The organism is Azospirillum sp. TSO35-2, from assembly GCF_003116095.1.
Classification (GTDB): domain Bacteria; phylum Pseudomonadota; class Alphaproteobacteria; order Azospirillales; family Azospirillaceae; genus Azospirillum.
The window spans coordinates 29,579-41,903 of record NZ_LGRA01000021.1 but is presented as its reverse complement, the minus strand read 5'-3'; the positions used below and the strand labels follow the sequence as shown (position 1 = coordinate 41,903).

15 protein-coding genes are annotated in these 12,325 nt (G+C 70.4%); 7 read left to right on the top strand and 8 right to left on the bottom strand.

The window, feature by feature from the left end; all coding sequences use genetic code 11:
- Window position 1: 1 nt before the first annotated feature.
- A complete protein-coding gene (gene hslV / locus TSO352_RS16360; protein WP_109108400.1) occupies window positions 2–565 on the bottom strand; it encodes an ATP-dependent protease subunit HslV in 564 nt (187 codons plus the stop codon).
- A gap of 77 nt (window positions 566–642) precedes the next feature.
- The gene (locus tag TSO352_RS16355) at window positions 643–2,172 is read right to left on the bottom strand and encodes a S1C family serine protease (RefSeq protein ID WP_109108399.1); all 1,530 of its coding nucleotides are present in this window, start codon (window positions 2,170–2,172) and stop codon (window positions 643–645) included.
- Between the two features lie 146 nt (window positions 2,173–2,318).
- Here TSO352_RS16355 and hisB point away from each other — a divergent pair, with 146 nt between their 5' ends.
- The 7 genes from hisB to TSO352_RS16320 all read left to right on the top strand — a co-directional run bounded on the left by hisB (window position 2,319) and on the right by TSO352_RS16320 (window position 6,532).
- Window positions 2,319–2,942, top strand: coding sequence for an imidazoleglycerol-phosphate dehydratase HisB (gene hisB, locus TSO352_RS16350; RefSeq protein WP_109108398.1), 624 nt, complete (start codon window positions 2,319–2,321; stop codon window positions 2,940–2,942).
- A gap of 73 nt (window positions 2,943–3,015) precedes the next feature.
- Window positions 3,016–3,660, top strand: a complete 645-nt coding sequence (gene hisH / locus TSO352_RS16345; protein ID WP_109108397.1) for an imidazole glycerol phosphate synthase subunit HisH — start codon at window positions 3,016–3,018, stop codon at window positions 3,658–3,660.
- Window positions 3,661–3,662: 2 nt separating this feature from the next.
- A complete protein-coding gene (locus TSO352_RS16340; RefSeq protein ID WP_109108396.1) occupies window positions 3,663–4,208 on the top strand; it encodes a GNAT family N-acetyltransferase in 546 nt (181 codons plus the stop codon).
- 15 nt (window positions 4,209–4,223) lie between these two features.
- Window positions 4,224–4,970 carry a 1-(5-phosphoribosyl)-5-[(5-phosphoribosylamino)methylideneamino]imidazole-4-carboxamide isomerase gene (gene hisA, locus TSO352_RS16335; protein WP_109108395.1) on the top strand — a complete coding sequence of 249 codons (747 nt, stop codon included), beginning with the start codon at window positions 4,224–4,226 and terminating at the stop codon, window positions 4,968–4,970.
- Window positions 4,970–5,761: an imidazole glycerol phosphate synthase subunit HisF gene (hisF, locus tag TSO352_RS16330; RefSeq protein ID WP_109108394.1), complete on the top strand. Its 792-nt coding sequence runs from the start codon at window positions 4,970–4,972 to the stop codon at window positions 5,759–5,761. The genes hisA and hisF overlap by 1 nt, the downstream gene beginning before the upstream one ends.
- Window positions 5,762–5,792: 31 nt before the next feature.
- Complete coding sequence (locus TSO352_RS16325) at window positions 5,793–6,116, top strand: phosphoribosyl-ATP diphosphatase (RefSeq protein WP_109110676.1); 324 nt, start codon at window positions 5,793–5,795, stop codon at window positions 6,114–6,116.
- Between the two features lie 47 nt (window positions 6,117–6,163).
- A complete protein-coding gene (locus TSO352_RS16320) occupies window positions 6,164–6,532 on the top strand; it encodes a histidine triad nucleotide-binding protein (protein WP_109108393.1) in 369 nt (122 codons plus the stop codon).
- 172 nt (window positions 6,533–6,704) lie between these two features.
- On the opposite strand, the gene TSO352_RS16315 is transcribed toward TSO352_RS16320, so the two are convergent.
- The 6 genes from TSO352_RS16315 to TSO352_RS16290 all read right to left on the bottom strand — a co-directional run bounded on the left by TSO352_RS16315 (window position 6,705) and on the right by TSO352_RS16290 (window position 12,319).
- Window positions 6,705–7,106 (bottom strand): helix-turn-helix transcriptional regulator, encoded by a 402-nt coding sequence (locus tag TSO352_RS16315; RefSeq protein WP_109108392.1) that lies wholly within the window; start codon window positions 7,104–7,106, stop codon window positions 6,705–6,707.
- Between the two features lie 24 nt (window positions 7,107–7,130).
- Window positions 7,131–7,706, bottom strand: a complete 576-nt coding sequence (locus tag TSO352_RS16310; protein WP_109108391.1) for a Smr/MutS family protein — start codon at window positions 7,704–7,706, stop codon at window positions 7,131–7,133.
- Window positions 7,707–7,837: 131 nt separating this feature from the next.
- Window positions 7,838–9,256 (bottom strand): c-type cytochrome biogenesis protein CcmI, encoded by a 1,419-nt coding sequence (gene ccmI, locus TSO352_RS16305; RefSeq protein ID WP_109108390.1) that lies wholly within the window; start codon window positions 9,254–9,256, stop codon window positions 7,838–7,840.
- Entirely contained in the window at window positions 9,256–9,726 is a 471-nt protein-coding gene (locus TSO352_RS16300) for a cytochrome c-type biogenesis protein (protein ID WP_109108389.1), read from the bottom strand. The genes ccmI and TSO352_RS16300 overlap by 1 nt, the downstream gene beginning before the upstream one ends.
- A complete protein-coding gene (locus TSO352_RS16295) occupies window positions 9,726–10,265 on the bottom strand; it encodes a DsbE family thiol:disulfide interchange protein (protein WP_109108388.1) in 540 nt (179 codons plus the stop codon). Before TSO352_RS16295 ends, TSO352_RS16300 begins: the two co-directional genes overlap by 1 nt.
- Window positions 10,266–10,324: 59 nt before the next feature.
- A complete protein-coding gene (locus TSO352_RS16290; RefSeq protein ID WP_109108387.1) occupies window positions 10,325–12,319 on the bottom strand; it encodes a heme lyase CcmF/NrfE family subunit in 1,995 nt (664 codons plus the stop codon).
- Window positions 12,320–12,325 lie beyond the last annotated feature (6 nt).

Here is a 12,325-nt window from a genome sequence, read left to right as displayed (position 1 = left end):
GTCACAGCTTTTCCAGGGTGACGTTTTCGTTGGTGTAGACGCAGATGCCGGCGGCGATTTTCATCGCCTTGCGCGCCACCGCCTCCGCGTCCATGCCGTCGATGTCGATCAGCGCGCGTGCCGCCGACAGGGCGTAGGACCCGCCGGAGCCGATGCCGATCAGCCCATCCTCCGGCTCCAGCACGTCGCCGTTGCCGGTCAGCACCAGGCTGACGGTCTTGTCGGCCACCGCCATCATCGCTTCCAGCCGGCGCAGGTAGCGGTCGGTCCGCCAGTCTTTCGCCATCTCGACGCAGGCGCGGGTCAGCTGGCCGGGATACTGCTCCAGCTTGGCTTCCAGCCGCTCGAACAGGGTCATCGCGTCGGCGGTGGCGCCGGCGAAACCGGCCATCACCGCGCCGCCGGCCAACCAGCGCACCTTGCGCGCGTTCGCCTTCATCACCGTCGGACCGACCGAGACCTGCCCGTCGCCGGCGATCACCACCTGACCGTTCTTGCGCACCGACAGGATGGTGGTTCCGTGCCACTGAATGGGATCGTGGGGGTTGGACGCTGGGTAGGTCATGCGGGAACCACGTTGGGAAAAGGGGATACCGCCCACCGTCGCGATCAATCTCGACGGCGTTCGTTCGGGCATCCGGTCTATGTGGGAGGGTCGCCGTCCCCGTCAAGCGCGTCCTCCTGCCACGCCGGTGGAGCCTTGGCGTCGCGGCGCCGGCCACCGCGATCCGTCGCGCGCGGTCCACCACGGTCGGGCGACGACCCGGACAGCGCAGGGTCCGACGATGCCCCGCCCACCGGATCCGCCCCCAGCCGGTTCAGCAGGGGACCGAGCGCCAGGAACTCGACCAGCCCGGCCGGTGTCACCACCGAACGACCGGACGCCACCGCCACCCCGACCAGCGCGCCGTTGCCGTCCAGCAGCGGGTCGCCGGCCTCGGTCACCCCACCGAACAGCGCGGCGGAGCCCAGATCCGCCTGGATCAGCGAGCCCTTGGCGCCGTCATCGGACAGCAGCCCGCCGACGATCCCGGCGATCTCCCGCCCCCCTCCGTCCGGAACCGCCCGCACCGGTTCGCTGATCCGCAGGGCGACGGTGCGCAGGGGCAGGGCGGCCAGCCGTGCCGGCACCCGCAACAGGGCGAAGCCGCTGGCGGTGTCGCGCCCGACCACCCAGCCGGTCAATTCCACCCCGCGCGCCGGACGCACGGTGACGGTGGGGTCGGATCCGGGGACCGGCGCCAGCAGCACCGCCTGCGCCTCGCCCCCGACCTCCGTCTCGCCGATCACCAGACCATGGACCCCGGCGACCGGCACCCGGGCCACGGCGGTCCGGCCGGATCCGGCGCTGGTTCGTAGCAGCAGACGGCTTGCCGCAGCGGGCGGGAAAGCCATCGATGGCGCGGCCGGCGTCAGCGGAAGCGGGCCGGATCCGGCTGCGGATCCGGCTGCGGCCGCCACGGGACGCGGTGCCATTCCCGGAGTTGCGGAGGCGGCTGGCACGCCGCCACCCGACAGCAGAGTGCGGAAGCCGCCGTCGCCGGCCAACGCCTCGACCGCGCCGGCGAAGGCCTCCTCGATCAGCAGCGTGTCGCCCTGGGGGACGCCATTGTCGTGCGTGGCGGTGCCGGTGGTGGCGAGGCGGTGGACCAGCTGGCCGCTGCGCGCGTCGTAGACGGTCCAATCGACCTTGACGCTGCCGCTGCCCGACGTGCCCTTGTCGGCGCCGGTCAGCCAGTGGCTGCGGTGGCACAGCTCCAGCCGCACGTCGGTCAGGTCGCCCTGCACGGTGAAGCGCGCCCGGCTGCGGTTGCCGTCGGGGCTGTCGGGTCCGCCCAGCCGGCCGACCACGTCGAAACCGGCGGCGGTCATCGTCTCGCCGAAGCGTTCGTCGAAGGTGGCGCCGCGCCGCATGTTGACGCCGCTGGTCCAATAGACGTCGTCGTAGGGCGGGGCGCAGTCCAGGCCCCAGACATAGCGGCCGATCTGCATCCCACGTCGCATCGAGCCGATCGCCAGCTCGCCGAAACGGAAGGGCGCCGTCGTACCGGGAGCGACCGCCGGCGCCGGCCGCGACGGCGAGGCGGGGACCGCGGTCTGGCAGCCCGCCAGAATTGGCAGCAGCAGGAGGGCGGTGGAGAGTGCGGCGAAACGGCGCGGGTCGGGCTTCATATCGGACTATGCACGCAGGAAGTGTGAAGGACTGTACCCCGCACACCTTTTCCCGACAATCATTAGAACCAATGGCGGAGTGGACAGGGGTCGGGCATTCGTGCCGCGCGCTGGCGCGTGCGTAAGCTTCCTGCTACAAAACCGCCATGGACCAGAGCCCTACCAACGGCGGCCGCCGCGCCTCGATCGAGCGGAACACGACCGAAACCCGGATCCGGGTCGCGGTGAACCTGGACGGCACCGGCGTCTACGACGTCAAGACCGGCATCGGGTTCCTCGACCACATGCTGGAGCAGCTGTCGCGCCACAGCCTGATGGACCTGACGGTGCTGGCCGACGGCGACCTGCACATCGATTACCACCACACGACCGAGGACAGCGGCATCGCCATCGGCATGGCGGTGGCGAAGGCGCTGGGCGACCGCAAGGGCATCCAGCGCTACGGCCATTCCTACATCCCGATGGACGAGACGCTGACGCGGGTGGCGCTGGACTTCTCCAACCGGCCCTATCTGATCTGGAAGGTGAACTTCACCCGCGACAAGATCGGCGACTTCGACACCGAGCTGTTCCGGGAGTGGTTCCAGGCCTTTGCCATGGCGGCCGGCGTGACGTTGCACGTCGAGAACCTGTATGGCGAGAACAATCACCACATCGTGGAAAGCTGCTACAAGGCGCTTGCCCGCGCGCTGCGCGCCGGGGTGGAGATCGACCCGCGCAAACGCGACGCGGTGCCGTCCACCAAGGGCACGCTGGGCGGCTCGCTCTGACGGCCGGATCCGGGTTTTCCGCCGTCCCATTTGAAGGCCGTTCTGTCGGCCCATGTGAAGGTATGTCACGTCCATGGAAACGGTCGCGCTGATCGATTACGGCTCCGGCAACCTGCGCTCCGCCGCCAAGGCGATCGAGCGCGCCGCCGGTGAGGCCGAAGCCTCCTACTCCGTCCTCGTCACCTCGGACGCCGACGCGGTGCGCAACGCCGACCGCGTCGTGCTGCCCGGCGTCGGCGCCTTCGCCGACTGCAAGCGCGGCCTGTCGGAGGTTCCCGGTATGCTGGAGGCGCTGGAGGAGGTGGTGCACCGCCGCGGTCGGCCGTTCCTCGGCATCTGCGTCGGCATGCAGTTGATGGCGGAGCGCGGGCGCGAGTATGGCGTGACCGAGGGGCTCGGCTGGATCAGGGGCGAGGTGGTGAAGCTGGAGCCGGCGGATCCGGCCCTGAAGATCCCGCACATGGGCTGGAACGAGCTGAACATCCGCCATCCCCACCCGGTGCTGGCCGGGCTGCCGGAGGGGGCGCACGCCTATTTCGTCCATTCCTACCAGTTCAAGCTGGACGACCCGGACACGCTGATCGCCTCGGCCGATTACGGCGGGCCGTTCGCCGCGGTGGTCGGGCGCGACAATCTGGTCGGCACCCAGTTCCACCCGGAAAAGAGCCAGGCGACCGGTCTGGCGCTGATCGCCAACTTCCTGCGCTGGAAGGTCTGACGATGGCGGAGATCGCCGTCGACCGGGTGGAGACGCTCAAGACCGCCGACCTCCACGACCTGTGCGACGCGGCCGACGATGCCATCCGCGCCGGCGGCGGCTTCGGCTGGGTCGAGCCGCCGCCGCGCGACGTGATGGAGCGTTTCTGGAAGGGCGTGCTGGTGGTGCCGGAACGCATCCTGTTCGTCGCCCGCCTGGACGGCGTCGTCGCCGGATCCGCCCAGCTGGTCAAGCCGCCGCGCAACAACGAGGCGCAGGCCCACTCCGCCCAGCTCACCACCAGCTTCGTCGCCCCCTGGGCGCGCGGCCACGGGCTCGCCCGCCGGCTGACGCTGGCCGTGGTGGAGGAGGCGCGCGCCGCCGGATTCAAGGTGCTGAACCTCGACGTCCGCGTGACGCAGGAGGCCGCCATCGCGCTGTACGAGACGCTCGGCTTCAAGCGATGGGGCACCCACCCCTTCTACGCGCTGGTGCAGGGCAAGCCCCTGGCCGGACATTTCTACTGCAAAGACCTGCAACCCGACTCCACCTCGCCAGCCACGCCATAGGACGAGACGCCCGCGATGATCATCTATCCCGCCATCGACCTCAAGGACGGTGCCTGCGTCCGCCTGCTGCGCGGCGAGATGAGCCAGGCCACGGTCTTCAACAACGACCCCGGCGACCAAGCCCGGCTGTTCCAGAGCCAGGGCTTCGAGTGGCTGCATCTGGTCGACCTGAACGGCGCCTTCGAAGGCAAGCCGGTCAACGGCGCCGCCGTGGAGAGCATCCTGAAGGCGGTGACCATCCCGGTGCAGCTCGGCGGCGGCATCCGCGACCTGAGCACCATCGGCATGTGGCTGGAAAAGGGCATCAGCCGCGTCATCCTGGGCACGGTGGCGCTGCGTGACCCGGATCTGGTCAAGGCCGCCTGCCGGGAATTCCCCGGCAAGATCGCGGTGGGCATCGACGCCCGTGAAGGCTACGTCGCGGTGGCCGGCTGGGCCGAGACCTCCGACATCAGGGCGCTGGATCTGGCGCTGAAGTTCGAGGATTGCGGCGTCGCCGCCATCATCTACACCGACATCAACCGCGACGGCGCCATGGGCGGCGTCAACGTGGAATCGACCTCCGACCTCGCCTTCCACCTGACCACGCCGGTGATCGCGTCGGGCGGCGTGTCGTCGATCGAGGACCTCAAGGCCCTGAAGGTCGAGGAGGACACCGGGATCGAGGGCGTCATCTGCGGCCGCGCGCTGTATGACGGGCGGATCGACCCCAAGGAGGCGCTGGCGCTGCTGTCCGCCCCCGCCATCGAGGACGCCGACTGATGCTGAAGATGCGCGTCATCCCCTGCCTGGACGTCAAGGACGGCCGGGTCGTCAAGGGGGTCAACTTCGTCGATCTGGTCGACGCCGGCGATCCGGTGGAGCAGGCCCGCGTCTACGACCGCGAGGGCGCGGACGAGCTGACCTTCCTCGACATCACCGCCAGCCATGAAAACCGCGACACCATCTTCGACGTGGTGCGCCGCACCGCCGAGCAGGTGTTCATGCCGCTGACCGTCGGCGGCGGCGTCCGCACGGTCGACGACATCCGCAAGCTGCTGCTGGCCGGCGCCGACAAGGTGTCGATCAACACCGCGGCGATCCACCGCCCCGACTTCGTGCGCGAGGGCGCGGAGAAGTTCGGCGCCCAGTGCATCGTCGTCGCCATCGACGCCAAGAAGACGGCGCCCGGCAAGTGGGAGGTCTTCACCCACGGCGGCCGCAACGCCACCGGCATCGACGCGGTGGAGTGGGCCAAGCGGATGGAATCGCTGGGGGCGGGCGAGATCCTGCTGACCTCGATGGACCGCGACGGCACCAAGAGCGGCTTCGACCTGGAGCTGACGCGCACGGTGGCGGACTCGATCCGCATCCCGGTGATCGCGTCGGGCGGCGTCGGCACGCTCGACCATCTGGTGGAGGGCATCCGCGAGGGGCACGCCACCGCGGTGCTCGCCGCCTCGATCTTCCATTTCGGCACCTACACCATCGGTCAGGCGAAGGTCGCGCTGAGCGCCGCCGGCGTGCCGGTGCGCCCGGCCGCCGCCGCCACGCTGGAGGCCACGCATGGCTGACGGAAAGAAGGGCGCCGACAAGGCACCGCCGATGCCGTCGGCGGAGGTGCTGGACCGGCTGTTCGTCACCGTGCAGTCGCGCAAGGGCGCCGATCCGGAAAGCTCCTACACCGCGAAGCTCTACAGCCGCGGCACCGCCAAGATCGCCCAGAAGGTCGGCGAGGAGGCGGTGGAGGCGATCCTGGAGGCGGTGCGCGGCGACAAGGCGGCGCTGGCCGCCGAATCCGCCGACCTGCTCTATCACCTGCTGGTGCTGTGGGCCGATTGCGGGCTGGAGCCGGCCGAGGTCTGGAGCAAGCTGGCCCAGCGCGAGGGCACCAGCGGCATCGACGAGAAGAAGTCCCGCAAGTCCTGACAGGGCATCCTGATCAGGACCGAGGCGGAACCAGGAAAGGGACAGCGATGGCCAGGAGCTACGACAGCAACAACATCTTCGCCCGCATCCTGCGCGGCGAAATCCCGTGCAAGAAGGTCCACGAGACCGAGCACGCGCTCGCCTTCCACGACATCGACCCGCAGGCGCCGGTCCATGTGCTGGTGATCCCCAAGGGGCCCTACATCGACATGGACGATTTCACCGCCAAGGGGTCGGACGCCGAGATCGCCGGCCTGTTCCGCGCGGTGGGCGAGGTCGCCCGCATGCTCGGCGCCGACGGCCCCGGCTATCGCACCCTGTCCAACTGCGGCGAAGCGGCCCACCAGGAAGTGCCCCACCTGCACATCCACCTCTTCGCCGGCCGCGACCTCGGGCGGATGATCGGCAAAGGTTGAGGCTGACAGGCGTTCTGCCCCTCCCTAACCCTCCCCCGCCCTCGGCCGGCCGAAGGCCGGTCCGATCGCGGTGGAGGGGACTGCCGCCGCTTCGGAACTTACTCCCTCTCCCGCGGACAAGCGGGGGAGGGTCGGGGAGGGGGCATCGCCAGCCGACACTCCTCCATCGCCCCTACCGCCGCCGCGCCGCCACCCGGCGCCGGCCGTTCAGCTTCGGCGGCGGGGCGGCGTCCAGAATCGCCAGCAGCGCCGCGATCCGCTCCTCGTCCAGGTCGGCGATGCGTTCCGACAGGCGGTTGGCCAGTTCGGTCGCCTTGGCGGTCAGGCCGGCGGTGTCGACCGTCACCCGCGGGTGGGACAGATCCGCCAGCCGCTCCAGCTCCTCCGCCTCGTCCCAGATGATGCCGAAATAGGCGCAGATCTGCCGCACCAGCTGCGGCGAGGGCTGGCCGCGCTTGCCATGCTCCAGCGCCGACAGATAGGCGGACGAGATGGACAGGTCGGTCGCCATCTGCTTCAGCGTCACGCCCTTGGCGTCGCGCAGCGACCGGACCCGTTCGCCGAACGGGGTCATGAGACGTCCCTCAGGGGTTGGGACTCAGTCCTTACGGTCGCGGCGCCGTTTGATCAAGACATACAGCGCGCCGTCGCCGCCATCCTTGGGTTGCGCCGGCTGGATCGCCAGCACCATCGGCCGCAGCGCCGGATCCGCCAGCCAGCGGGGGGTCGCCTGCCGCAGGATGCCCAGGCTGCCGAAGCTGCCCTTGCCGGTGATGACCAGCACGCAGCGCCGCCCCTCGTTCCAGGCGCGATGGACGAAACCGGCGAGCGCGTGGTGCGCCTGGGCCTGGGTCATGCCGTGCAGGTCGATGCGGCCGTCGATCGACAGCTCGCCGCGGCGGAAGCGGTCGCCGGTGCGGCGGTCGATGTTGGCGGTCGAGCCGGGGGTCAGCGGCGGCAGCGGCGGCCGGCCGCCGCCGCCCGGGGAGGAGGAACGGCGCGGGCTGGGCGGTGGCACGAGGCTGGTGGCGACCGGTTCGTCCATCAGCTCGGTCATCAGCGGCTGCGGCTCCGGTTCCAGCTCGGCCTGACGGCCCGGCAGCGGCTCGGCGTCGCGCATGGCGATCCGCCACAGGCGCCGCTCGTCGGGCGTGGGCAGTCGTCTGCGGGTCATCGGCGCGGAACCTTCTGCGGACAGGGAAAAGGGGCGACGCCGCCGGATAAAGCCCGTCGGCGCGCCCCTGTCAATGTGTGTTGCCGCAACGCAAACGAAAAGGTGCGATCGGCCAAACAGCGGGAGAGCGCTCAGCCCCCGGCCTTCAACGCGTCCAAACGCCCCTTCAACAGGGTGTATTCCGGGTCGCTCGGCTTGAACTGGGCGATCAGCTTGCCCCAATGGGCCACCGCCTCGTCCCGGCGGCCGGCGGCCATCGCGTCGAGGCCGAGCAGCCACAGCGCGTCGCGATTGTCCGGATCGGCCTGCAGCGCGGCGCGCAGCGCGGTGGTCGCCTCGGTCGGCAACGCCCGCGGCGTCTCGCTGCGCGGCTCGTTCTGCAGCACGGCGTTGGCGTAGGCGACCTGCACGTCGGCGCGGCCCGGCGCGTGGTCGCGCGCCTTGCGGGCGGCGTCCAGCGCCTTGGCCGGCTCGCCCAGCACGCCGTAGGAGCGGACCAGCTTCAGCCAGCCGTCGATGTCCGACGGGTCGGCCTCCAGCCGGGCGGCGAGGTTGGCGACCATGCCGCGGATCATCTCCTGCTGCTCCGCCGGCATGGCGGGCTGCGCGGTCTCGGGTTGCCCGGCCGGCTGCGCCGCGCCCGAGCTGTCCGCCGTGGTCTGCGCCGGCAGCGGCTGCGGCGTCACGCTGGCCGGGTCGAGGTTCAGGGCGACCGCGGCCTCGCGGATCTGGTCGCGCAGCACCGGCACCCACGGCGCGTTGGCCGGCGAATCCGCCATCAACGCGCGCCAGCGGTCGAGCGCCCCCCGCTGGTCGCCGGCCTGGTAGCGGCCGAGCGCGACGAAGAAGCGGGCGCGCGCGTCCTTGGGCTCCTTGGCCAGCACGGCGTCGAAGGCGATGACCGCCTCCTCCGGCACGGTGCCGTCGTTGGCCGACACCAGCGTCTCGCCGAACAGGCCCTGCAGCTCCGGATCGTCCTTGTTCAGCGCCACGGCGTGGCGCAGGGCGTCGGCGGCGTCGGTGTTGCGGCCCATCTTGACGTAGGCCTGCCCCAGGATGATCCAGCCCTGGAGATCGGCTGGATTCTCGGCGAGCTGCGCCTTCAGCTTGTCCATCGCCGCCAGCACGCTCTTGGGCGGGCCGCCGCGTTCCTGTTCCAGGTTGCGCGATGCAAGCGGCTGGGCCGGCAGCTCCGGATGGCCGGTCGTGCTGTAGACGGCGAGCGCGCCGACCGGCACCACCAGCGCCAGCAGGATGGCCAGGATCCGGCCACCGCGCGGCGCGGCGCCGGCGGCGCCTCCCTCCGTGTCGGTGGTCGCCAGCATGCGGCGGGCGATCTCGGCCTTGGCGGCCTCGGTCTGGGCGTCGTTGATCAGGCCGCGCGCGCGGTCGCGCTCCAGCTCGTCCAGCTGGTCGCGGTAGACTTCACGGTCGAAGGCGTCACGGCCGAGCGGACGGTCGGAGCCGGATCCGGGCGACCGCAGCAGCGGCGGCACGATCAGCAACAGCACGCCCGCGGTCATCGTGGCGGCGAGAATCCAGAACAGCATCACTCGTCTTTCCGCAGCAGGGCGTCCAGCCGCCGCCGCTCATCCGCGCTCAGGGGAGCGGTGTCGGCGCCGGCGGCCACGCCACGCCGCCCGCGCAGGAACAGGAAGGTGCCGATGGCCCCCAGCAGCAGGATCGCGAAGGGGCCGAGCCACAGCACCAGCGTCGTCGCCTTGAAGGGCGGGCGCAGCAGCACATAGTCGCCGTAACGGTCGGTGACGAAGGCCAGCACCTTGTCGTCGCTATCGCCGGCCTTCAGCCGGTCGCGCACCAGCAGGCGCAGGTCGCGGGCCAGCGGCGCGTTGCTGTCGTCGATCGACTGGTTCTGGCAGACCAGACAGCGCAGCTCCTGGCTGATGTCGCGGGCGCGCGCCTCCATCGCCGGATCGGGCAGCATCTCGTCGGGCTGCACCGCCAGGGCGGGCGACAGGGTGGACAGCGCCAGCAGCGTGGCGAGAAGGACGCGCTTCATCAGCCCTGCCTCAGATGCTTGACCATCGGGAGGATCTGTTCCTCCACCACCTGCGGGGTCAGCGGGCCGACATGCTTGAAGCGGATCCGGCCCTGGCGGTCGATCAGGTAGCTTTCCGGCACGCCGTAGACGCCCCAGTCGATCGACACCCGGCCATCCTGGTCGGCGCCGATGGCGGCGTAGGGGTTGCCGTTGCGCGACAGCCAGGTCAGCGCGTCCTCCGGCTTGTCCTTGTAGTTGATGCCGTAGACCGGCACCCCCTGCTCGCGCGACAGCCGGGTGATGACCGGGTGTTCCGCCTTGCAGGGGATGCACCAGGACGCGAAGACGTTCACCAGCGTGACGTCGCCCGCCAGCTTGGCGGAGGACAGCCCGCCGGTCGCCGGCTGGCCCGGCACCGGCGGCAGGTCGAAGACCGGCGCCGGCTTGTCGATCAGGGCGGAGGGGATGTCGCGCGGGTCACGCTCGAACCCCAGGTAAAAGGCGACGCCCACCCCGATGAACAGCAGGAAGGGCAGCAGATACAGCAGGCGGCGCATCGTCGTTCGTTATCCTCAAGCTCGGCCAACTCGCCCGGCGAAACGCCGACCCGACACGCTCATTCGGCGGGAAGCGGGGCCGCTTTGCCCTGCCGGCGGCGCCGTTCCGGCGCGCCGACGCGGAAGCGCCGGTCGGTCAGGCTGACCAGCCCGCCCAGCATCATGCCGACGCCGCCGATCCAGATCCACGGCACCAGCGGGTGGTGGTAGATACGGACGATCCAGGCGGAGCCGTTCTGCGTCGGGTCGCCCAGCGCCACATACAGGTCGGAGAAGACCGTGGTGTGGATCGCCGATTCCGTCGTCGTCATCCGGGTGGTGCTGTAGCTGCGGCGTTCCGGCTCCAGCGTGGCGACCGGCTTGCCGTCGCGGGTGACGGTGAAGACGCCGCGCTCCGCCTTGAAGTTCGGGCCGTCGACCAGGCCGACGCTGTCGAAGCGGAACTCGTAGCCGGCCACCGCGGTGTGGTCGCCCGGCTTCATCGCGGTGATCGATTCGGTCTGCCACGCCGAGGTGCCGGTCATGCCCAGGATCGACAGGCCGATGCTGGCGTGGGCAATGGTCATGCCCCAGGCGCTGCGCGGCAGATGCACCGCGCGGTTCCAGCTGTCGGCCATCGGCACGCGGAACAGGCGGATGCGCTCGGCGAACTCGACCAGCGAGCCGACGAAGGCCCAGGCGGCAAGCGCCATGCCGACCAGCGCCGTCAGCGGACCGCCGCCGGCCTGGACATAGGCGGTGACGGCGACCGCCGCCACCACGGCGACGCCGGCGACCCACAGCCGGGTCAGGGCCGCCCCCAGATCCGCCCGCTTCCACGATAGGAACGGGCCGACCACCATGGCGATCACCACCGGGATGGCGACCGGCACGAAGGTGGCGTTGAAGAAGGGGGCGCCGACCGACACCTTGCCCAGCTTCATGATGTCGAGGAACAGCGGGTAGAGCGTGCCGATGAACACCGTCGCCGTCGCCGTCGACAGCAGCAGGTTGTTCAGCACCAGCGCGCCCTCGCGGCTGATCGGTGCGAACAGGCCGCCAGCCTTCAACGCCGGCGCGCGCAGGCTGTAGAGCAGCAGCGACCCACCGGTGGCGACCGCCAGCAGCACCAGGATGAAGATGCCGCGCTTGGGATCGACGGCGAAGGCGTGCACCGAGGTCAGGATGCCGGAGCGCACCAGGAAGGTACCCATCAGCGACAGCGAGAAGGTGACGATCGACAGCAGGATGGTCCAGCTCTTCAGCGCGTCGCGCTTCTCCACCACGATGGCGGAGTGCAGCAGCGCGGTGCCGGCCAGCCAGGGCATGAAGGACGCGTTCTCCACCGGGTCCCAGTACCACCAGCCGCCCCAGCCCAGCTCGTAATAGGCCCACCAGGAGCCCATGGCGATGCCCATGGTCAGCGTCGACCAGGCGGCCAGCGTCCAGGGCCGCACCCAGCGCGCCCAGGCCGGATCGACCCGCCCCTCGATCAGGGCGGCGACGGCGAAGGAGAAGGCCATCGAGAAGCCGACATAGCCGGCGTAGAGGAAGGGCGGGTGGAAGGCCAGCCCCGGATCCTGCAGCAGCGGGTTCAGGTCGTTGCCGTCCAGCGGCGCCGGGATGACGCGGATGAAGGGGTTGGAGGTCATCAGGATGAACAGCAGGAAGCCGATGCCGATCAGCCCCTGCACCGCCAGCACGCGCGCCTTCAAGGTCGGCGGCAGGTTGCGGCCGAACACCGCCACCGCGGCGCCGAACACCGTCAGCATGACGATCCACAGGATCATCGAGCCTTCGTGATTGCCCCAGACGCCCGACACCTTGTAGAGCATCGGCTTCAGCGAGTGGCTGTTCTGCACGACGTTCAGCACGCTGAAATCGGACACCACATGCGCCCAGGTCAGTGCGCCGTAGGCGATCAGCACCAGCAGCATCTGGGCGATGGCGGCGGGCACCGCGACGTTCATCCAGGCGGCGTTGCGGGTGGCGGCGCCAACCAGTGGCGGCACGGTCTGCACCAGCGCGACGAACAGCGCCAGCACCAGCGCGTAATGGCCGAGTTCGGGGATCACGGTCCC

What these genes read in the sequence shown, in the direction of transcription:
- hslV (WP_109108400.1), bottom strand. Translation starts at nt 565, where the DNA reads ATGACCTACCCAGCGTCCAACCCCCACGATCCCATTCAGTGGCACGGA.
- TSO352_RS16355 (WP_109108399.1), bottom strand. Translation starts at nt 2,172, where the DNA reads ATGAAGCCCGACCCGCGCCGTTTCGCCGCACTCTCCACCGCCCTCCTG.
- hisB (WP_109108398.1), top strand. Translation starts at nt 2,319, where the DNA reads ATGGACCAGAGCCCTACCAACGGCGGCCGCCGCGCCTCGATCGAGCGG.
- hisH (WP_109108397.1), top strand. Translation starts at nt 3,016, where the DNA reads ATGGAAACGGTCGCGCTGATCGATTACGGCTCCGGCAACCTGCGCTCC.
- TSO352_RS16340 (WP_109108396.1), top strand. Translation starts at nt 3,663, where the DNA reads ATGGCGGAGATCGCCGTCGACCGGGTGGAGACGCTCAAGACCGCCGAC.
- hisA (WP_109108395.1), top strand. Translation starts at nt 4,224, where the DNA reads ATGATCATCTATCCCGCCATCGACCTCAAGGACGGTGCCTGCGTCCGC.
- hisF (WP_109108394.1), top strand. Translation starts at nt 4,970, where the DNA reads ATGCTGAAGATGCGCGTCATCCCCTGCCTGGACGTCAAGGACGGCCGG.
- TSO352_RS16325 (WP_109110676.1), top strand. Translation starts at nt 5,793, where the DNA reads ATGCCGTCGGCGGAGGTGCTGGACCGGCTGTTCGTCACCGTGCAGTCG.
- TSO352_RS16320 (WP_109108393.1), top strand. Translation starts at nt 6,164, where the DNA reads ATGGCCAGGAGCTACGACAGCAACAACATCTTCGCCCGCATCCTGCGC.
- TSO352_RS16315 (WP_109108392.1), bottom strand. Translation starts at nt 7,106, where the DNA reads ATGACCCCGTTCGGCGAACGGGTCCGGTCGCTGCGCGACGCCAAGGGC.
- TSO352_RS16310 (WP_109108391.1), bottom strand. Translation starts at nt 7,706, where the DNA reads ATGACCCGCAGACGACTGCCCACGCCCGACGAGCGGCGCCTGTGGCGG.
- ccmI (WP_109108390.1), bottom strand. Translation starts at nt 9,256, where the DNA reads ATGCTGTTCTGGATTCTCGCCGCCACGATGACCGCGGGCGTGCTGTTG.
- TSO352_RS16300 (WP_109108389.1), bottom strand. Translation starts at nt 9,726, where the DNA reads ATGAAGCGCGTCCTTCTCGCCACGCTGCTGGCGCTGTCCACCCTGTCG.
- TSO352_RS16295 (WP_109108388.1), bottom strand. Translation starts at nt 10,265, where the DNA reads ATGCGCCGCCTGCTGTATCTGCTGCCCTTCCTGCTGTTCATCGGGGTG.